Source organism: Sporolactobacillus sp. CQH2019 (genome assembly GCF_028765345.1).
GTDB lineage: Bacteria > Bacillota > Bacilli > Bacillales > Sporolactobacillaceae > Sporolactobacillus.
The window spans coordinates 294189-314483 of the sequence record NZ_JARAJZ010000005.1 but is presented as its reverse complement, the minus strand read 5'-3'; the positions used below and the strand labels follow the sequence as shown (position 1 = coordinate 314483).

Annotated in this window: 13 protein-coding genes; 8 read left to right on the top strand and 5 right to left on the bottom strand. The window is 49.4% G+C overall.

Annotation, left to right across the window (positions count from 1 at the left end; translation table 11 throughout):
* Positions 1 to 216: 216 nt before the first annotated feature.
* The gene (locus OYT88_RS09580; RefSeq protein ID WP_274399584.1) at positions 217 to 2139 is read left to right on the top strand and encodes an NAD(+) synthase; all 1923 of its coding nucleotides are present in this window, start codon (positions 217 to 219) and stop codon (positions 2137 to 2139) included.
* A 312-nt stretch (positions 2140 to 2451) separates the two neighbouring features.
* On the opposite strand, the gene OYT88_RS09575 is transcribed toward OYT88_RS09580, so the two are convergent.
* Positions 2452 to 3072, bottom strand: a complete 621-nt coding sequence (locus OYT88_RS09575; protein ID WP_274399582.1) for a spore coat protein — start codon at positions 3070 to 3072, stop codon at positions 2452 to 2454.
* Between the two features lie 301 nt (positions 3073 to 3373).
* On the opposite strand from OYT88_RS09575, the gene gnd reads away from it, so the two are divergent.
* Positions 3374 to 4789: an NADP-dependent phosphogluconate dehydrogenase gene (gene gnd, locus OYT88_RS09570; protein WP_274399581.1), complete on the top strand. Its 1416-nt coding sequence runs from the start codon at positions 3374 to 3376 to the stop codon at positions 4787 to 4789.
* 94 nt (positions 4790 to 4883) lie between these two features.
* Here gnd and ald read toward each other — a convergent pair whose 3' ends face one another.
* The gene (gene ald, locus OYT88_RS09565) at positions 4884 to 6023 is read right to left on the bottom strand and encodes an alanine dehydrogenase (protein WP_274399580.1); all 1140 of its coding nucleotides are present in this window, start codon (positions 6021 to 6023) and stop codon (positions 4884 to 4886) included.
* A gap of 308 nt (positions 6024 to 6331) precedes the next feature.
* On the opposite strand from ald, the gene OYT88_RS09560 reads away from it, so the two are divergent.
* From OYT88_RS09560 to OYT88_RS09545, 4 genes are all read left to right on the top strand, one after another.
* Complete coding sequence (locus OYT88_RS09560; RefSeq protein ID WP_274399579.1) at positions 6332 to 8002, top strand: PucR family transcriptional regulator; 1671 nt, start codon at positions 6332 to 6334, stop codon at positions 8000 to 8002.
* Positions 8003 to 8114: 112 nt separating this feature from the next.
* Positions 8115 to 8933, top strand: coding sequence for a helix-turn-helix domain-containing protein (locus OYT88_RS09555; RefSeq protein ID WP_274399578.1), 819 nt, complete (start codon positions 8115 to 8117; stop codon positions 8931 to 8933).
* A 598-nt stretch (positions 8934 to 9531) separates the two neighbouring features.
* Entirely contained in the window at positions 9532 to 11292 is a 1761-nt protein-coding gene (locus OYT88_RS09550; RefSeq protein WP_274399577.1) for an ABC transporter ATP-binding protein, read from the top strand.
* The gene (locus OYT88_RS09545; RefSeq protein WP_274399576.1) at positions 11285 to 13135 is read left to right on the top strand and encodes an ABC transporter ATP-binding protein; all 1851 of its coding nucleotides are present in this window, start codon (positions 11285 to 11287) and stop codon (positions 13133 to 13135) included. The genes OYT88_RS09550 and OYT88_RS09545 overlap by 8 nt, the downstream gene beginning before the upstream one ends.
* A gap of 331 nt (positions 13136 to 13466) precedes the next feature.
* Here the strand turns inward: OYT88_RS09545 and hpaB are convergent, their stop codons facing one another.
* Entirely contained in the window at positions 13467 to 14906 is a 1440-nt protein-coding gene (gene hpaB, locus OYT88_RS09540; RefSeq protein ID WP_274399575.1) for a 4-hydroxyphenylacetate 3-monooxygenase, oxygenase component, read from the bottom strand.
* A 268-nt stretch (positions 14907 to 15174) separates the two neighbouring features.
* Between hpaB and OYT88_RS09535 the strand changes: the two genes are divergently transcribed.
* Together OYT88_RS09535 and OYT88_RS09530 are read left to right on the top strand one after the other, a co-directional pair.
* Entirely contained in the window at positions 15175 to 15954 is a 780-nt protein-coding gene (locus tag OYT88_RS09535; RefSeq protein WP_274399573.1) for an alpha/beta fold hydrolase, read from the top strand.
* A 516-nt stretch (positions 15955 to 16470) separates the two neighbouring features.
* Positions 16471 to 18447 carry an acyltransferase family protein gene (locus OYT88_RS09530; protein ID WP_274399572.1) on the top strand — a complete coding sequence of 659 codons (1977 nt, stop codon included), beginning with the start codon at positions 16471 to 16473 and terminating at the stop codon, positions 18445 to 18447.
* Positions 18448 to 18566: 119 nt separating this feature from the next.
* On the opposite strand, the gene OYT88_RS09525 is transcribed toward OYT88_RS09530, so the two are convergent.
* The gene (locus OYT88_RS09525) at positions 18567 to 19436 is read right to left on the bottom strand and encodes a DUF3307 domain-containing protein (RefSeq protein WP_274399571.1); all 870 of its coding nucleotides are present in this window, start codon (positions 19434 to 19436) and stop codon (positions 18567 to 18569) included.
* Positions 19437 to 19454: 18 nt separating this feature from the next.
* Positions 19455 to 20228, bottom strand: a complete 774-nt coding sequence (locus tag OYT88_RS09520; protein WP_274399570.1) for a hypothetical protein — start codon at positions 20226 to 20228, stop codon at positions 19455 to 19457.
* Positions 20229 to 20295 lie beyond the last annotated feature (67 nt).

The following is a 20295-nucleotide window of genomic DNA, read 5'->3' as shown; positions in this document are numbered from 1 at the left end:
CGTTGACAAACAAAATGGCCCGCTTTAGAATGAACATAATTAATGGTTCTGTTTCCAAGCGGTTTATCCGTCTGTCATCTTCAAAAAACGCGTTCGCGCCTCTCTGGGAATGGGGAGGCTTTTTTTGCGGAGGCTGCGAAGAGGAGACGTGAGGACATTCTATAAAAAGAGAGAGATGAAATTCTTTCCGATATCGCTATGAAAAGGGGTTTCGCCATGCCATCCAATCATTTCATCAGAGTTGCGGCGGCTTGTCCGGTGACGCATGTAGGCGACATCGACTTCAATGTACTTCATATCAAGGCGTGTATTGACCGCGCTATCAGGGAAAAGGCAAAATTCATTGTATTTCCTGAACTCTGCATCACGTCTTATACTTGCGGCGATCTTTTTTTGCAGCAGCTGCTTCTTGATCAGGCCGAACGGGGGTTGCAGGAAATCTGCACTTATTCGGCTGACAAAGATACATTGATCGCGGTCGGCGCGCCGCTCAATCTGCATACCGCTGTTTATAATTGTGCCTATCTCGTTTTTAACGGCCGTATTCTCGGCATTGTTCCGAAAAGCTATATTCCCAACTATGAGGAGTATTATGAACGGCGCTGGTTTACGCCGGGCAGAGCAATCGTTGATCGGACGGTCGATCTGTCTTTCCAGAAAGCTGTCCCGTTCGGAGTCGACCTGCTGTTTGGAGACGGCCTGTTTCAGTTCGGGCTTGAAATCTGCGAGGATCTATGGAGTGTCGTGCCTCCGAGCAGTTATCTGAGCCTCGGAGGGGCCAACATTATCGGCAACCTGTCTGCCTCGAACGAGGTGGTCAGTAAGTCGGATTATCGGAAACAGCTCGTTGTTTCCCAAAGTGCTAAGTGTATGTCTTCCTATATCTATGCAGGGGCAGGGATTTACGAATCTTCGACGGATGTTGTTTTTGGCGGAGAACTGCTTATTTCCGAGAATGGCAACATGCTGCGGACGAATGCCCGTTTTCAGCGTGAAGATGAAGTGGTCACGTCGATTGTTGATGTTGACCGGCTCAATTTACAAAGGGTGAAAAATATCAGTTTTCGCGAGGCAGCCCCGCTCGTTCCGTGGACGGTAAGGCAGATTGCTTTCTCGTTCAATGATACGGATTTCGGCCGCTTCGACCGGAATGTGGACAAACATCCGTTTGTTCCCGCCGATGAAAAACAGAGGCAGCAAAGATGCCGGGAAATATTCGCTATTCAGACAGCGGCCCTGGCGAAACGTGTTGAGCACACCGGCCTTAAGCGGGTGGTGGTCGGTATATCGGGAGGGCTGGATTCAACGCTGGCGCTGCTTGTTGCTGTAAAAACATTTGATCTGCTTGAACTGCCCCGCAAGAATATCGTCACCGTGACTCTGCCGGGGTTCGGCACGACGGATCGGACGTATCATAATGCAGTCGAACTTTGCCATCGGCTGGAGACCGATTTTCGTGAAATCAATATTGTTGCTGCATGTCTGCAGCATTTCAAGGATATCGGCCATGATCCCGCCGTTCACGACGTCACTTATGAGAATGTGCAGGCCCGGGAACGGACGCAGATTCTCATGGATATTGCCAACAAAGAAGCGGGTCTTGTGGTCGGCACGGGCGACTTGTCCGAGCTTGCCCTTGGCTGGAGTACGTATAACGGCGATCATATGTCGATGTATGCAGTTAACTGTTCGGTTCCGAAAACATTGGTCCGCTATTTGGTCGATTATGTTGCCCATGAACAGGCAACGTCAGAAATCGCCGAGATCCTGATCGACATTCTTGATACGCCGGTCACTCCGGAACTGCTCCCGAAAAGCAGCGAGGGACAGATCACACAGAAGACCGAAGAGATTGTCGGTCCTTATGAACTTCACGATTTCTTCCTTTATTATTTTGTCAGAAGCGAATTTGCTCCGGATCGGATCCTGTTTCTTGCGAAAATGGCCTTTGCGGACAGCTACAAGGAGGAAACGATCCGGAAATGGCTGAAAATTTTTGTCAAACGCTTTTTTACTCAGCAATTCAAACGTTCCGCGATTCCCGACGGTCCGAAGGTGGGGACGGTCAGCCTGTCGCCGCGCGGAGACTGGCGGATGCCTTCGGACGCAAGTTACAATCTTTGGCTGAATCAGCTGTAAGAGAATCAAAGCGTATGGTACTGATTGTTTTTTGAAGGGAAGCATTGACGCTGACTGGAAAAAACCGTTCTGTGTGAAAAGGACAAATGCTGCATAGTATCGAATCGTCTGTCGGACGAACTTCGCCCTGTCGAAAATGTATCGGTTCCAAAAATCTCAGCCATGTCCATTCGGACACGGCTGAGTACAAGAAAGCAGATTTTTTTATTAAACAGGCTGGATGCAGACAGACCTGCACCGCCACTTTGCCAACGGCCGGCCGTTCTTACCGAGCCGGCTCTGTTACAGGCCTATCATGAAATCCGTTCCGTGTTAATGAGCCGTTCCCGCTGAAGACAATTGAGGCTGTGCCTGGGCGGGTGCATACAGGTTGAGCATTTGCTGCATATCCTGCTGAGCGAGCTGAGGGACTTGATAATACTGATGTTTGTTCTGGTACAGCGAAAGCTCGTAGGCCATTTCGATACAGTTTGGAACGGATGCCGCAAGCACGCGGCGGACAACCGGATTGGTCGATTCGAGCGCCGCCATCGTTTTTGCCGATGCGGCGGATTTTGCGGCGCCGAGCAGGGAACCGGCAATGAACTCATCGGAAATTTCCGACGGGGATTGCCAGGGCTTTTTGGGCTGAGACGCTTTCAGACCGTATGTGAACTGGTTGTCCTGTTTCATCATATAAGGTTCCGTCCGTTTCGATGGTTTCTGCCCCGTCTTAAAACATTCGCAAGTCAGATTGTATTCATCAAGAATAAATCGATAGTGGCGGTCCATCATATCCTGCAGTTCCGGATCTTTTACATGCTGACGCAGCAGCATGTATAAATTCAATGTGCCGATCGTTCCCGACAGCACTTCATGAACATCGAAAACCTCATGTCCGCCGTGGTTCATCTGTTCGGTGCTTGGATTCGGATTGACTGATGTGCCCTGCATTATTTTCAATGCCTCCTGATTGTTGATAATTGGGTTTTAAACATATATTATTATGGATTAAGGAAAATGAATGATGCATGATCGCCGATAATTTGTCTGTAATTTTAGGACGCTTTTCGATGAGCGGATCCGCAAAAAAAGGGATCGGCGGGCTTGCCCGAACCTTCTCCTTGCATTCGGTCTGCCGAATCGCGTACACTAAGACTGTCCGGTGATTAGAGAAGGATAGACACCAAACGTATTTTTAATGGACAACAAGGGTAACGGGCTTGCGCCTTTACTGAGAGAGGAACGTGACAAAATGTCAAAACAGCAAATAGGCATAGTTGGACTTGCGGTCATGGGCAAAAATCTGGCTCTGAATATTGAGAGCCGCGGTTATTCCGTAGCGGTATTTAACCGAACGGCGAAACGCACGGACGATTTTATGGAAAATGAGGCGAAAGGAAAGAAAATCACGGCTGCGTACAGCCTGCGGGAGCTTGTCGATTCACTGGAATCACCGAAGAAGATCTGGCTGATGGTGAAAGCGGGCGACCCGACCGATGCAACGATTGCTCAGCTTAAACCGCTGCTGAAAAAGGGCGACATATTGATTGACGGCGGCAATACGTTTTTTAAAGATACGATCCGCCGCAATAAAGAGCTGAGCGAGGCGGGCATTCATTTTATCGGAACGGGGGTTTCCGGCGGCGAAGAGGGCGCGCTCAAGGGGCCGGCTATTATGCCCGGCGGCCAGAAAGAAGCCTACGATCTGGTTGAACCGATTCTGACGGCCATTTCAGCCAAAGTAAACGGTGAGCCGTGCTGTACATACATTGGTGAAAACGGCGCGGGCCATTATGTTAAAATGGTGCACAACGGTATTGAATACGGCGATATGCAGCTGATTTCCGAAGCCTACTTTATTTTGAAACATGTCCTGAACCTCGATGCCGGAGAGCTGCATCGCGTATTCTCCGAGTGGAACAAAGGGGAACTGGACAGTTATCTGATCGATATTACAAAAGACATTTTTACGAAGATAGATGAAAAAACCGGCAAGCCGCTTGTCGATATGATTCTTGATACAGCGGGTCAAAAGGGGACGGGAAAATGGACAAGCGAAAACGCGCTTGATCTCGGCGTGCCGCTGCCTCTGATTACCGAGTCGGTTTTCGCGCGTTTTATATCGGCGATGAAAGAAGAACGCGTGCAGGCCAGCCAAGTGCTGAAGGGACCCGAACTGAATCCGTTTGACGGAGATAAAGAGGCATATATTGAAAACGTCCGTCAGGCGCTCTATTTAAGCAAAATCATTTCATACGCACAGGGATTTGCCCAAATGCGCGTTGCATCGCGGGAGTACGGATGGGATCTCCAATACGGAAAGATCGCCGGCATTTTCCGCGGCGGCTGCATTATCCGCGCTCAGTTCCTCCAGAAAATTACCGATGCTTATGAAAGAAACAGCGAACTGACGAATCTGCTGCTGGATCCGTACTTCCGCCGGATTGCCGATCAGTATCAGCATGCGCTCCGCCGCGTGGTTTCGATTGCCGTGACAGACGGTATTCCGGTTCCGGCATTTTCTTCCGCGATTGCTTATTATGACAGCTATCGCCGTGCACAGCTGCCGGCAAACCTGATTCAGGCCCAGCGCGATTATTTCGGCGCTCACACGTATCAGCGTGTCGATGAAGACGGTATTTTCCACACGGAGTGGCTTGAAAAATAAAGAAGAACGGTTATTGAGGACGAGCCAAAGAAAAACACTGCTGTTTGAACAACAGCAGTGTTTTTCTTTGGCACTGAAGCGGCGGTTCTCGATTTCAGGCGCGGCTGACGCTTGCCAGCAAGTCTTTTGCATCTTTATAGGCCAATCCGTGTGCTTCCGCGACGGCTTTAAAAGTGACATAGCCGTCCAAAGTGTTTAAGCCCTTCAAAAGCGCCTCATCTTCCAGGCAGGCTTTGACATAGCCTTTGGCCGCGATCTTGGCGGCGTACGGAATAGTGACATTGGTCAGGGCCAGAGTCGACGTTCTCGGGACGGCTCCGGGCATGTTCGCAACGGCGTAATGGACGACGCCGTGCCGGATAAAGGTCGGATCGTCGTGCGTGGTGCTGTGATCCGAGGTTTCAACGATCCCGCCCTGATCGATAGCGACATCAACAATCACCGAGTTTTCAGGCATGGAGGCAACCATTTCTTCGGTGATCAGTTTCGGAGCTTTGGCACCGGGGATCAGCACACAGCCGACAACGAGATCGGCGTCTTTAACTGCTTCAGCGATGTTGTACGGATTCGACATCATTGTGTTCAGTGAGGTGCCGAAGATGTCGTCCAGATCACGAAGCCGGTCGGCACTGATGTCAAGAATTGTTACATCAGCGCCGAGACCGACGGCAATTTTTGCGGCGTTGGTTCCGACGATGCCGCCGCCGACAATCGTCACCTTGCCTCTTGAAACTCCGGGTACACCGCCGAGCAGGATGCCCTTGCCCGCCCCGTCGCTGAATTTTTCAAGATATTGGGCACCGATCTGCACGGCCATCCTTCCGGCCACTTCACTCATCGGCTGCAGCAGGGGCAGTACGCGGTCTGCACGCTGAACGGTTTCATAGGCGATCGACACCACTTTGTTCTGAACAAGCGCCCGGGTCAATTCGGCACTGGCCGCCGGTGCCAGATGAAGATAGGTAAAAAGAATTAAACCTTCGCGGAAAAAATGATATTCCTCGGGTTCCGGTTCTTTGACTTTAATAACCATTTCCGCCGACCATGCCTTTTCGGCAGAAGTGATTACTGCCCCCGCTTCCGCATATTCCTTATCTGTAAATCCTGCGCCTGCACCGGCCAGCGTTTCAACGTACACCTGATGGCCTTCACGGACCAGGTGGTACGTTCCGGCCGGGGTAATCGCCACACGACGCTCGTTGTTTTTCAGTTCTTTTGGAATACCGATAATCATTCTCCATTCCTCCCGAAATTTTATAAATTCCCAAATCAGCCGAATAATCACACACCCGAGATTATTTCTGTCCGGATCCAATGCCGTCCTTCACGAATAAATTCTGCTTTTCGGAATGCCTGCAGGATCCATATCGTCCTATTGTTGTGCAGTGTATGTTATTCTTTATTAAGAATAGTACAAATAAAGCGTCATTATTTCATCATACGTTTTGTCTACTCTTTTTGACAGTTTACTTGACAAAAGCATTGAATGTAATATGATATTACATCATGAGGAATATTATATACATTATCGGGGTGGCTGCTATGGTCGAAGAAATGTCATTTTGTATTAAAGATGTTCTAAAAAGGCCGCTTTTTCATCGTGCGGCATTGATTGCCGGAGAAAAAGGAATCTATCGCGAAGTCCGCTGGGTTCACATATTGGAAATCACTCATGCCGCTCCTTATGTCAGCAAAAACGATCTGATTCTGACCACCGGCCTCTGGCTGAAACGGTCGGTTGAATCAGGGCTCGACTATATGCTCCAGATCATCGACCATGAGACCGCGGGCCTGTGCATTGAGTTCGGGACCACCATTGATCAAATTCCTGAAAAAATTATTGAACTTTGCAATAAATATGATTTTCCGCTGATTCTTTTCAGACAGCCGGTGCGTTTTGAAGAGATCACGCAGGACATTCATTCTTTTTTAATCAACCGGCATTTTGAAGTCATGAAAAACCTTGAGCGCTTTTCCCGGAAGCAGCAGCAGATTATTCTGCAGAGCACGGATATCCCGGCAGTTCTCCGCCTGCTGCACACATACACGTCCAGTCAGGTTGTTTATCTTTCCTCAACCGAGATGAACAAATTCTATCCTGAAGTCGATAAAAAGTCTGCTGAACAGTTCAGTGCCTTTTACAAAGAGAAAAAGAACGATCTGATTTCCTTGCGGGAAGCGAGCGTATTGAAAATGGACGATTGCCGCTTTTTCCTGATTCAGCCTGTTGTCTGCTTCGGGCAGGTTTTTTCTCATGTCGGCATCATTCTTCCTCAGAGCCACCCGACGGAATACATGATGCTGCTGAGCGATTATACTGCCAAAGCCGTGGCGACGCTTTTGCTTCGCACGCAGTTTCTGGAAGAAAAAATATTGAGAAACCAGAATGAGCTGATACAGGATATTTTAAGTCGAAGAATAGAAAGCGAAGAGCAGGCGCAAATGCGTATGGGGCTTCCGGAACTTAATGGAGAAAACTATCTGTTTATCGGAGGAATCATTGAATTCGAACATGACGTGACCGAGGCGGGACCGGAGCAGATGGAGGCGATGAATCAGGATATTCTCGTTCTGATTCGCTCTCTTCTGAAAAAATACCGGATGTACCATCTGATCATGATGAAAAGCAATCAGATCTATCTCTTATGTGCGAAAGAAACATTAAACGGTGAATCCGCCATTTTATTAAAAGACAACATTCGGGCGCTTATTGAGGGATTGAAAAAATATATTGAGCAGGTCTTGGGCAGGCTGGCCTTTCACGCCGGCTTTGGAAAAACGAGTCAGAAACTCCTTGAAACATGGAGAAGTTTTAACGAAGCCTGTCAGGTGATTGAGCTGTCGAAAACGGTGCCGTCGATGAAACACTGCTGTTTTTACGATGATTTAGGGATCTATCAGTTGCTGAAAGCCGTGCCGCAGCCGTTTTTAATCACATTTATCAGCGATCAATTAGGCAGTCTGATCGCCTATGACGGCAAACATCATCTGAATCTGATCAAAACGCTGGATGTTTACTTCAGAAACATGGGTTCAAAAGGAGAAACAGCCAGGCAGCTGTTTATACACAGACAAACCTTGTATAATCGTTTAGAAAAACTGGCCGATCTGCTTGGAGACAATTTTTTTGAACCGCAGAGGCGTTATTGTCTTGAGATGGCGTTGCTCGGCTATGAGATGTTAGGTTCCGGTCATTCGGAAAAAATAACATGATCATACGCTGAAATAATTTTAAGTCTATGCTGTTTATAATAATGAAAGATACGCGTAGTGCCTGCGCAGATGATCGCGAGGTATCCTTTATGTTTATCGATCGGGAGGAACAATGAATATTGATCGTCTTTATTTTCAGCTTCATTATTGCAAAGAATGGAAACGCACGAGCATGCGCAAAAAAAGCGGGGGAGTCAGCCGTATCCTGACCCACCATGAATTTATTTTTTTCGTGCGCGGGGAAGGCAGCTTCGCCATTGATCGGAAAAGCTATCCTGTCCATCATGAAACACTTCTCTATGTACCCGCTCATACCCTGCAGTCGTTCAGAATAAACGGACCGGTCGACTGTATCACCGTTCATTTCAGCTATGCTGTTATTTCAACCTGCGACAATCAATGGGAGATTCACAAAGAGGACGGTCCCCTGCCTTTCCCGCCGGTTCAGCAGATGGCAAATTCCCGGCACGTTGAGCGTCATTTTCGGCGATTGTTTGACTGCTGGACTAAAAAGATGCCCCAGTTCGAATGCCAATCGCTGATTTATTTTCAGCAATTACTCCTCGATCTTTACCAAACGCCTGATCAACAGAGCATGAATCAAAGATTAAAGATTAAAAGCGCGATTCATTATATGCACCAAAAGATCGATCAAAAAATAACTCTGGGAGAGCTGGCCCAATTCGTCCATACTTCTCCTGCTTATTTATCGCGGATATTTAAACGAATGACCGGATATACAGTCATTGCTTTTTTTAATCAGATAAAAATCAATAAGGCGAAAGAAATGCTCATTGAAGAAGACAAAAAGATTAAAGAAATTGCACTGGATCTTGGTTTCGTCGATGAATTTTATTTTAGTCGGGTCTTTAAACAGCTTGAAGGCGTAAGTCCGACTGAATATAAAGACAAAAATGTCCATGATCTATAATTCTATTCATGTTAGATAGACGCTTTCTATGATACGATGACGTTATAATCGTTCATCATTTCAGAAAGAGGGATTGCTTTTGTCTGTCTGGGAAAGAAATGATTCGCGGTCGGTCCGGCATGTTTATGAACGGAATCCTTATAAGTCGGGCTGCACCGGCATTTTTAAACCTTGTGAGGCATCCCTGTACGGATCCGTCCGGAGAGATTTTTCAATCATCCGGCCTTATTTTTGGTGCTGCCTTTATTGGATCCGCTGTTACGGGAATTCTTTTCATTCCCCGGGTTTTGTGCGTGCGACGCAGCCATCCGGTTCGGTTTAACTGCTGTACGGTTTATCTCCTCCGCAATGACGCCCATGAAGAAAATCATGTCTTTTTCCGCTGCTGGAAAAGTTCTCTGCACCGGGCATGCTTGCTGTTTATTCAGCGGACCGGCTGCTGCATGGCCGGAAACCGGCAAGGTATATCCCGGGGCAAGCCGCTTGCTGCCGGCCGGCGGAGTTCGCGTCTGTGTTAAGGTCTGTCAAAAAATGAAACAGATGCATAGGGATCATTGCCCGTTACAAAAATAGAAATGGAATTGTGAGGAGGGCACGGATGAACTATTTGAAAACATACTGGAAGAAATACCGCTTGAAATTTGTGATTGCCATTGTTTTTTTGGCAGGCGAAGCGCTGGCGGATCTGATGCAGCCCGCCTTGATGGCTCAGATTGTAGACAAAGGAGTTGCCCGCTCGGATACTTCGTTGATTATTCATTTCGGGCTGCTGATGCTTCTGATTACATTTCTGGGCGCAATCTGTGCCAGCGTACGAAATGTTCTTTCAGTCGATGTTTCGCAGAAATTCGCGCTGGATCTGAGACAGGATTTGTATATAAAGATTCAGGGATTTTCTCAGAGGAATATCGACCGCTTCACCAGCGGTACGCTGATCACCCGGCTGACGAACGATGTCACCCGGGTACAGACCTTTGCCAACGGATTGATGCGGGTGATGATGAAAGCGCCGATCGTCGGCATCGGCAGCCTGCTGATGGCGATCCGTCTCAATCCGCGGCTTTCCGTCACTCTTGCCGCGATCGTCCCGATCATTGCCCTTTTGATCTATCTGAATATGAAAATCAGCTATCCTTTTTATCGGAACGTGCAGTCCGCGCTGGATCATGTCAACATGTCGATGCAGGAGTATCTCTCCGGCGTCCGCGTCGTCAAAGTGTTCAGCCGTTTTTCATATGAAGAGAAACGTTTCCGGGAAAACAGCCGCAGCCTTGGCAATCTGTCGACCTCGGCGGCCAAAGTCGGCAGCCTTTTCGGACCGCTCGTCAACCTGACCGTGAACTTGGGAATTATTGCCATTATCTGGTTCGGAGGCATCGGCGTGAACAACGGAACGATGCAGGTCGGTTCAATCATTGCCTTTATTAACTACATGATGCAGATCCTGTTTGCGATTATGGTCGTCAACAACGCTTTTAACATGTTTGTCAGAGCAAGGGCTTCGGCCGAGCGGATCGGCGAGGTGATGCGGGAGAAAAACGGGATGCGTTTTCCCGACTCGGTTTCTGAAGGCCGGAGCGAATCAGCCGTAGATGCGCAGAGAGGCCGGCTGGTCTTCCGCCATGTCTCTTTTTCATATGTGAAAAATGCAGAACGGCCGCAAGCGTTTCTTAAAGATATCAGTTTTACCGTCAATCCCGGGGAGACCGTGGGCATCATCGGACCGATCGCTTCCGGAAAAACAACACTTGTGAATCTGCTCCTGCGTTTCTACGACCCGGATAGGGGAGAGATCCTGCTGGACGGGAGGAATATTAAAACGTACAGCGAGGATCGCCTGAGAAGAAAACTGGCCGTCGTTCCGCAAAAGTCGCTGCTCTTTTCCGGGTCCGTGCGCGAAAACATACGCTGGGGCGATGAAAGGGCCAGTGACGAAGCAATTCTCGAAGCAGCGGTTGCCGCGGAAGCGGACGGCTTTATCCGTCATACGCCGCGCGGATATGACGCGATCATCGGTCAGGGAGGCGTTAATTTTTCCGGCGGCCAGAAGCAGCGGATTGCGATTGCACGGGCGTTAATCCGGCGGCCTGAGATACTGATTCTTGACGATGCGACCAGCGCGGTGGACGCACGCACGGACAGAAAGATCAGGACAAAACTGAAAAGCCTTGCCGATCGGCCGGCCTGTATTATTATCTCCCAGAGAATTGCTTCGCTGATCGATGCCGATAAAATCATCGTGATTGACAACGGGAAGATCGAAGCGATCGGCACCCATGAACGTCTTCTAAAAACATCTGCTCTTTACCGGGAAATCTACGGAACGCAGTTTGAGGAAGAAGGCAATGAAAATGGCTGACAGACAACGGGATATGCCGAATTTCGGCCGGACATTGTCGGGAAGAAACCGGGGAAGGCGGGGGCCGGCGCGTTTTGCTCCCGTCGAAAAACCGAAGAATATGAAAAAAACTTTGAGCAGGCTCCGGACCTATTTTGCCGCTGAAAAAAAGACGCTGCTCTTTGTGTTTATGCTGATCGTTGTGGATACGGCGGTTACGCTGCTCACCCCGTACGTTATCGGTTTGGCCGTCAACCAGATCGGGCTGCACAGCCATAGCGTTCATTTTACCCTGTTGATCATGTTTCTGCTGATCCTGGGGTTATCCTATTTTCTGGACGGCCTGCTGACATTTTTTCAAGGATGGATCATGGCTGCCGCGGGCCAGAAGATTGTCATCAGCCTGCGAAACGGTTTATTTCATAAACTGCAAAAATTGCCGATCGCCTTTTTTGATCGCCATCATCACGGTGAGATCATGAGCCGGCTGACCAATGATATTGAAAATGTGGACGTCACGATTTCACAGTCGACCGTCCAGCTGATGAACGATGCCATATCGATTGCCGGTTCATTTATCCTGATGATCTGGATCAGTCCCATCCTGACATTGGCCAGCATGATTTCGGTGCCTCTCGTCTTTCTTCTGACGCGGACGATCGCGTCGAGGACCTCCCGGCTGTTTGTGGAGCAGCAGAAGGAGCTGGGAACATTGAACGGCCACATTGAGGAATCGATTTCGGGATTGAGCGTTGTTAAAGCGTTCAGCCATGAAAAAAAGGAAATTCAAAAATTTACGGAGATTAATCGGCGGTTGACGGACGTCGGCACGAAAGCACAAGTCTGGTCGGGTTTTCTGATGCCGATGATGAATGTGATCAATAACCTGAGCTTTACTGCGGTTGCTTCCGTAGGCGGTTTTCTGGCAGTCAAAGGCATGATTACGGTCGGCATGATTGCCAGTTTTCTCACGTATTCCAGACAATTTTCCAGACCGCTTAACGATGTGGCCAGCATCTTCAACACGCTGCAATCCGCGGTTGCGGGAGCGGAACGCGTATTCGATATTATGGATGAGGAAGAGGAAAAGCCGGATCGCAAAGATGCGAGAAAAGTCGGGAATTTCAAGGGAGATATCGTTTTTGACGATGTTTCTTTTCATTATGAGCAGGGGCACCCGATTCTGAAACATGTCGATTTTCACGCCCGTCCCGGTGAGACGATAGCGCTCGTCGGGCCGACCGGTGCAGGAAAAACGACGATTATCAATTTGCTGACCCGCTTTTATGATGTCAGTGAGGGCGCCGTACGGATCGACGGCGTGGATATCCGCGATTACAAACGGTCGGAATTCCGCCGGCTGTTCGGCATTGTTCTTCAGGATACCTATCTGTTCAGAGGCAGCATTCTTGAAAATCTGCGCTACGGGAAACCCGGCGCGACGGACGAAGAGGTCAGACAGGCGGCACGGGCGGCCAATGCGGACGGTTTTATCATGAAAATGGAAGAGGGTTATGAAACCCTTCTCCAGGAAAACGGTGAGGAACTGAGCGAAGGGCAGAAACAATTGCTGACGGTGGCACGGGCGATTCTGACTGATCCCGCCATACTGGTGATGGATGAAGCGACGAGCCACGTCGATACGCAGACCGAGAGACGGATTCAGGCGGCGATGTCGCGGCTGATGCAGGGGCGGACCAGTTTCATTATTGCCCACAGGCTGTCGACGATCCGCAGCGCCGATAGAATTCTTGTCGTCGAAAACGGGCAGATTGCAGAACAGGGGACCCATCGCGAACTTTTGAGAGAAAAGGGACTTTATTACACATTATACATGGATCAATTCCCTTTGGCAGAAAGATAATCGGAATAACATGCTGAGGCAGGTCGTCTTAAAAAGGCCTGCCGTTCTCCCGGCAAAGGAAAAACACCCGCCGGATTCAGACCGCCGCCTAATTTAGGAGGCGGTCTTTTCCATGGATGTTTTTTAGATGCCCGCTGAATACCCGCCTTTTTCCCTGAGCCTCCTAAAGCCGATTTCAGGCGAAGCGGGCCGTGCCCCGTCTATCGCCGTTTACATTGTCTGTCCGCTGCGCTGGCGGGACAAGGTATTAGGGACGTCAGTCGACGGTGCCGATGTGAGCGGAAGGACAATTCCGGCAGGGGACGGACAGAGCTGCCGGCCGAAGTCCCGTTTATTCTTTTCTCTTCAAGAAATCGCTGACCTGTCTGACAAATTCAGTGCGATCGTAATCACGGTAAAGCGCACTCGCGAGCCGGATCGGATCTCCGAAAAAGAAGCGCTCATACAGGGTCTGCCTTCCGGCAAATGCGCTTAATGACAAATCCCAGGCGAGCCGGAACAGTTTGACCTTTTCATATCCGTCACGGTCGGACGACTGCAGATAGTTCCTTATGTCGGCTCCCGACTCCGATTGGAAATCTTTTTCCGTCGGAATAGAAACGAGCCCGCTTGCACCGATCAGCTGCATGATCTCGACAAAGCGCGGATAGATGCGCGGATACAGGTTCATGGCGGCCATTAACGGGTGGCGGTCCGGCGTCATCGTTCCCCACTGATCGATCGACGCGTGGACTTCCGAAGCCGTCAGCAGCGCCTTGAGTGTCTCAAGCCCAAGGATGACCTCTGCGACTTTTTCCTGAATGTGCTGATATTCTTCGATATTGATGGCATCAATCAGGGACTGCAGGACGCCGAGTACAAACTCGGTTTTGACGATGTTCTTGGCTGTCACCTGGTGCACCTGCTGAGGCATAAATCCGCTTTCTGTATAGAGTTTACTCGCAACTTCCGTGTTTCCGTGCAGAAAGACCCTGTCCCACGGAACCGTGACGTGATCAAAAATAACGATGGAGTCGATCTCTTCGAATCGTGCGCTTAACGGATGGTCGAATACATTTTCTCTGTCATTGAAAGACTCGCGGCAGAGGAACTTCAGGCCCGGTGTATTGGAAGGGATGGAAAAAGCATAGGCATAAGCGTCGTCAAAGTGAAAGGCGCCGGTGGGGAAGACAAGAATCTCGTCGGTCATGCCGCCCTGTGTCGCGAGCAGCCGGGCGCCGTGAATGACAATTCCCCGATCATTTTCGGCAATCATCCGCGCGGCAATCGCATCGGACGGATTTTCAAAGTAGAGGGACGACCGGTTCACCTGAGGCTGAATGAACGTATGAGTCAGCGAAATATCGTTCTCCCGGCAGTATTCATAGAAACGGCGCATATTCCGGCTGCATCGTTCGTCGGCGAAAAGATCGGCGCAGGCGGCAAAGGTCATGACGACGGTATTCATATAATCGGGGGAACGGCCCATCATCCCGGCATTTTGCCGGGCCCACAGCTGGACAGCTTTTCTTCTTTTTGCCAGATCTCTTTTCGTTTTGGGCTCGAGATAAGTCGCTCCGACTTTCTGTCCGCTGCTTGGCGATCGATATGTCAGTATATTGGTGCAGGCCTTCTCGTACTGCATATCGTATAATTTCGCCTGGCTTTTCATGGCCCCTTTAAATGCCGGATGTTCGGATATTTTCCCGGTTATTTTCGAACCGTCGATTCTGACATCCGATTGCAGCCCGTCGATTCGGTCGAGATACGTTTTCCCGTCGATACAAGGCATGAACAACACCCCATTCTGTGAAAATTATTCTGTTTTACAAAATATGAGAGGGCTGCCCGGGTCATGCCAAGATAAATTGACGGCGGGAGCTGTCCCGTTTCCATCTTCACTGATATTTTTTCCAGACCGGGCTTTCCTCAGCATTGCCGATGAGACTCGAAAGCGGATTTCTAATGTAAAAAGGAGAAAATTGTGTGTATTCCGCGGGCCTGATTGGAGCATCTTATACACGAGTCTTTGCAAGCGGAAATAAACGGGGGGAGACGCCGTGCCGTATATAGAAACGCCTAAAGGAATTAAGCTTTATTATGAAACGTTCGGGCAGGGACGTCCGATCGTTTTTATCCATCCGCCGTTAACGGGACATGTTATTTTCAAATATCAAGAAAAGCTGGATAAATCCTTTCAGGTTGTCCTTTATGATCTGAGGGGACACGGAAGAAGCGGTTATCTGCCTTCACAGTCGCAGGAGCACGTATTTCCGGATCACCTAGGCGACTTAAAAGCGCTGATCGACGGCCTGAAGCTTGAAAATCCGGTCGTTGCCGGCTATTCCGCCGGCGGACAGCTTGCCCTCTCCTATGCACTCGCCTATACGGAAAGAGTCGGCGGCCTTGTTTTATCCGGGGGCTATCCGACGATCGACTCACTGCTCCTGGCCTGGGAATATCAGATTGGTCGGATGCTGATCCGTGCGAAGAAGAAAAACGTATTAAGCAGCATTTTGGCAAACAGCCATAAAGTGACGGAAGCTGACAAAAAAATGCTGTACACATATGCCATGAAATCGAACGATAAGGCGGTTCTCGATCTTTACATTTCCGGGAAACGCTTTAATGAGGTTGAACGGCTGCCGCGGCTGAACCGATTGCCGGCGCTGATCCTTTACGGAACCCGGGACCGGTTCATCAGCAGGCACAAGAAGTATTTTGAACCCCTGTCCCGGACGAAAATCGTTTTTATCGACCGGGCTTCTCATCAGATTCTCACACATCAGCATGAAATATTCAATCAGGCGCTCACCCGGTTTTTAAATGAGAACCTGTAGGAGAGCAAATCGTGAATAATGCAAGGGAGATTGACCCGCCGTCTCTCTTTTTCTCATGTTAAAAAAGTTTTTTTTAATCGCCGCCTTGTAGGGAGCGGCTCAAAATGACAACCTGTCGCATCTGCTTTTTATGCTTTTTTCAGCAATTTTTGCCGAAAATCAGCGGCCTTAAATGGAGCAAATGGGAAATCGTGACAATGACAACGAAGTCTGCAACGATTATATTATTTATAGAGCATGCAAACTGCCCGCTATACATAGACACGGAACCGGCAACAGAATTCTGCAAAAGCTGTAAAATCAGGAATGGCATTTATGTGCCGCAGAGCGGCGCTTGAAATGTTTTTTGAAAGTCAGATAATTTGGGCACGCAGGCCGTGCGTGCTCTGGATCTTGAAAAATAAATGTATCGGGATTTCCTGACAGGGAAAAGGATTTTCACGCACCTTTTCCTATTGTTTTTTGCGTTCATTAAAGAAATCAAATTCTCGTGCATGAGAAGGGTACGGTAGGCACATGAAGCAGAATTTTGCTGAATCGGCAGCAAGCAGCAGTCCGAATACATACGAAGTTGAAACAAGCATAAAAAGCAAAGGGCCGGCGCCGATGAGCCGGTCGACGGCCCTGAATGAAAGACGCCTTCACCGACGCTATATGCCGGGGCTTGACGGCCTGAGGGCTATCGCTGTTATGGCTGTAATTTTCTATCATCTGGGCATTTCCTGGGTCAGCGGAGGCCTGCTCGGCGTCAGTGTTTTTTTTGTTCTCTCAGGATATCTGATTACCGATCTGCTTGTCTCCGAGTGGGAGAGATCGCAGACGATCCATCTTAAGCATTTCTGGCTGAGACGGGCGAAACGCCTGCTGCCGGGCATGATTTCGACCGTCGTTCTGCTGCTTGTCTGGACGTCGCTGTTCAGGCCGCAGCTCCTGGGCACGTTGAAAGGGGACGCTGTCGCTGCCCTTTTCTATGTCAGCAACTGGTGGTACATTTTCCATCAGCTTTCCTATTTCCAAAGCTATGCCAATCCATCGCTTCTGATCCATTTCTGGTCGCTCGCCGTCGAGGAACAATTCTATCTGATCTGGCCGTTATTCCTCTTTTTCGCCATCAGATTCACAGGCATCCGCAAACATTTATTTTTCATTGCGCTGGCCGGTGCCGCCCTTTCGGCCCTGCTGATGGCCGCACTCTATCATCCTGATATGGATCCGAGCAGAGTTTACTATGGTACAGATACCCGTGCATTCTCCATTTTGCTCGGTGCCGCGCTCGCCTTTATATGGCCGAGTCAGAAACTCTCAACCAGCCTCTCGAGATGGTCACGAATCTTCCTCGATCTAATGGGAACCCTTGCCATGGTGATGATCTTCATTATGATTACGATGGCCGACGAGTATGATCCGTTCCTTTACCGGGGCGGACTTTTCGTGCTCTCCGCAGCGACCGTTATTGTGATCGCCGCGGTAGCCCACCCGTCGACATGGCTGGGGAAATGTCTGGGCCTGGCTCCGCTTCGCTGGATCGGTGCACGGTCTTACGGAATATATCTCTGGCAGTATCCGGTTATTATATTGATGGGCAACAACTTCGACTCGGGCGGCATGCAGATTGTGCGCGGCATCGCGGAAGTTGCCCTGATCTTCCTGATCTCGTCGCTGTCGTTCCGGTATATTGAAAATCCGATCAGACACGGTTCGTTCGCGCAGTTCCGAGAGAAAATACATAGTGTAAGCAAACCGGAATCGCGGCGGAAAATTATCGGAGGCGGAGTGCTGGGTATCGTCTTATGCCTGGCGGCTATTGCCGCCTTCGCCGCTCTGAACGAGTCGAATGCAAGCGAGCGGACGGCGGTCACCCAGCATACAGCCGGCGTTCGGCAGGCGGAGAAAGTACCGGCCGCCAGCAGCGGCGGAGCTCAGTCCTCGGTGGAAACGGCTCGTGCCGTACGTTCACATCAGCCGGCGCAGGCAGCGCCTGTCAAAGGTGAACCGGCCGCGAAAGCTGCGGCTGTCAGCGAACAGCCTGTCACAGCTATCGGCGATTCGGTCATGGCCGACGTTAAACCGTTCCTGATGAATGAATTTCCAAAAGCAACTGTGGACGCAAAGGTTGGACGGCAATTTTATGAGGCCATGGGCATTATTCAGCAGCTTAAAAACCAGGGAAAACTGGCTGACGCGGTCGTCATTGAACTGGGTACCAACGGTCCGTTTTCGATGGATCAGCTGACCTCAATGATCCGGGAGATCGGTGCTGCCCGGCATGTGATTTTAGTCAATACGCGAGTGCCCAGGCCCTGGCAGGCCACGGTCAACCAGTCGCTGCAAAAAGCGGTATCCATGTATCCCAATGTACGTCTTGTAAACTGGTATGCAGCGAGCGCGGGCCACGCCGATTATTTCGAACCGGATGCCGTGCATCTGAACACGGCCGGTTCGAAAGTCTATGCGGATTTGCTGGCACAGTCGATTACAGCTGCGAAAAAATGAATCCAATAACCGGCCGGGCCGGCTGACTCTTGATGCCGTCCGTTAAAAATTGAACGTCAAACCCCTGCTAAAGCCTCTTCCGGCGGTATCCGTAAAAATCCGGATTTCACAGCGGCCGATTACAGGGCGCGGCTTATGATGAATTTGATAACGATTCCGCAAACGACGCCGATAAACATTGAGGCAAGGGTGCCCAATAGAAAATATTCCGCAAAGTCACGGTCGTCCATCTGTTTGAAGCGTGCGATCGACTTGGCCGCTGCAATGAAAGCGATGCCTGAATAGGCTCCGCTGGCCATCAGGACAATGACCAGCAGCCTCTCAAAATAACCGATAGTCACGCCTCGCGTGCGATCGCTCTTTTTATTGATTAAATAAGTGTATTTTTCCTGTAGAGAAGATGTGTTCCGGGACGCGTCCGATCCCGTCTCCTGGTTTGTCAGTACATATTTTCCTTCAGACAGGGATAAACGGTCGGGAATCATGCCGACAAGAAATCTGATGAAATGACCGCTGACTGTTGTTGCGACGATCAGCATGATCGCCAGAAGCAGAAGGACACTGACCGGCGCTGCCTGAAGGGGGAGTCCCTTCTTAATGACTGCGGACAGCCGATCGAAATAAGCCGGAAAATTCACGTTCAGAAAAAACGCACAGACGAACATGATTGAAGCAACGTGCAGAAACTGGTCGATCACAAACAGATAAAGCGGATATAAAGGAGAACCGTGTTTTTTTGAAACAATTATTTTTCCCTGATCGATGCCATAATGGAAGAGAACAATCATGAGCGATGCGCAGGCGATCTGAAAGAATGAAAGATGGAGCCGCTGGTTTGCGAGCGCCAGAAGCGTCAAAACGAAAAGGGTGAGAATCAGGTGATGCACTAAATGCCTGATCAGATATTGGGATTTATGCGCGGCCATTGTACGGGTCTGCAGATAAAAATCACCCACTAAATGGGCCAGAATCAGGCTTAGAAAAATCATCCATTTTCCCTTCTTAGTCTATTCTTTATTAAAAAAAAGAAGCGAAGACATTGATTTTTTCAATTGTCCGCGGATAGCGTCATTCAAGTCGTGAATCAGCAGCAGAATTCGATTAAAATCCTGTACTCCGGCTCCTTCTTCCAGGCCGAGCAGTTTCTGAATCTGAAAAAAATTTTTCTGCAAAAGTTCGCTTCGTCCTCTTGTAAAATGCGAAGATATCGTGGACGGCGTCTTGTTAAGGAGTCGGGCAATTATTTTCTGTTCATTGAAAATGGAGTAGAGGGCATAAACCAGCCTTTGATTTTCCGATTGTCCCTGCTGCAGAACGAGCTGATTTTCGATCAACAGATTCAGGACGTCCGCGTTCGAGATCAGGTTGTGCAAATCGGATTCATCGGCAAAGCGCATCGTTATTTTCCGGTCCCTGTCCCGTTTAATCTTTTCATTCTGGGACCGGGCCTGTTTGATCAGCGGATGATTCCAGATCTCGATATCGAGCCGGTCAATGTCCTCCGACACGGCACCGTGCGACAGCCCGAAATAAGGCCTCTGTTTCGCAAACTTCCAAAACAGGTTCATGTAATGAGCAATCGTGTAAGCGGAAAAGCAGTGTTCGCCGACAAACAGGATTTCGTCCCCGCGCCGATGCGACACCTTGGCCGTCATAATATTGCTGCACCAGCCGTCGATCACGTGCTCCCATTCCTGCAGATAATCGGTGATCCGGTTCCAATTGTCCTTGGAAGACGAGCTGCTGATATCCATAATAAAAACTGAAATATATCGTTTCATTTGCTGCCTCCATTTTATCATTAAAAACATTTGTTCGCATCTGTTTTTCAGCTTTTTGATAATATTG

Excerpts from the sequence above, each read along its gene's own strand:
- OYT88_RS09560 (WP_274399579.1), top strand. The coding sequence starts at position 6,332 with ATGGTCGAAGAAATGTCATTTTGTATTAAAGATGTTCTAAAAAGGCCG.
- OYT88_RS09545 (WP_274399576.1), top strand. The coding sequence starts at position 11,285 with ATGGCTGACAGACAACGGGATATGCCGAATTTCGGCCGGACATTGTCG.
- OYT88_RS09520 (WP_274399570.1), bottom strand. The coding sequence starts at position 20,228 with ATGAAACGATATATTTCAGTTTTTATTATGGATATCAGCAGCTCGTCT.
- hpaB (WP_274399575.1), bottom strand. The coding sequence starts at position 14,906 with ATGCCTTGTATCGACGGGAAAACGTATCTCGACCGAATCGACGGGCTG.
- OYT88_RS09555 (WP_274399578.1), top strand. The coding sequence starts at position 8,115 with ATGAATATTGATCGTCTTTATTTTCAGCTTCATTATTGCAAAGAATGG.
- OYT88_RS09575 (WP_274399582.1), bottom strand. The coding sequence starts at position 3,072 with ATGCAGGGCACATCAGTCAATCCGAATCCAAGCACCGAACAGATGAAC.
- OYT88_RS09550 (WP_274399577.1), top strand. The coding sequence starts at position 9,532 with ATGAACTATTTGAAAACATACTGGAAGAAATACCGCTTGAAATTTGTG.
- OYT88_RS09580 (WP_274399584.1), top strand. The coding sequence starts at position 217 with ATGCCATCCAATCATTTCATCAGAGTTGCGGCGGCTTGTCCGGTGACG.
- ald (WP_274399580.1), bottom strand. The coding sequence starts at position 6,023 with ATGATTATCGGTATTCCAAAAGAACTGAAAAACAACGAGCGTCGTGTG.
- OYT88_RS09525 (WP_274399571.1), bottom strand. The coding sequence starts at position 19,436 with ATGATTTTTCTAAGCCTGATTCTGGCCCATTTAGTGGGTGATTTTTAT.
- gnd (WP_274399581.1), top strand. The coding sequence starts at position 3,374 with ATGTCAAAACAGCAAATAGGCATAGTTGGACTTGCGGTCATGGGCAAA.
- OYT88_RS09530 (WP_274399572.1), top strand. The coding sequence starts at position 16,471 with ATGAAGCAGAATTTTGCTGAATCGGCAGCAAGCAGCAGTCCGAATACA.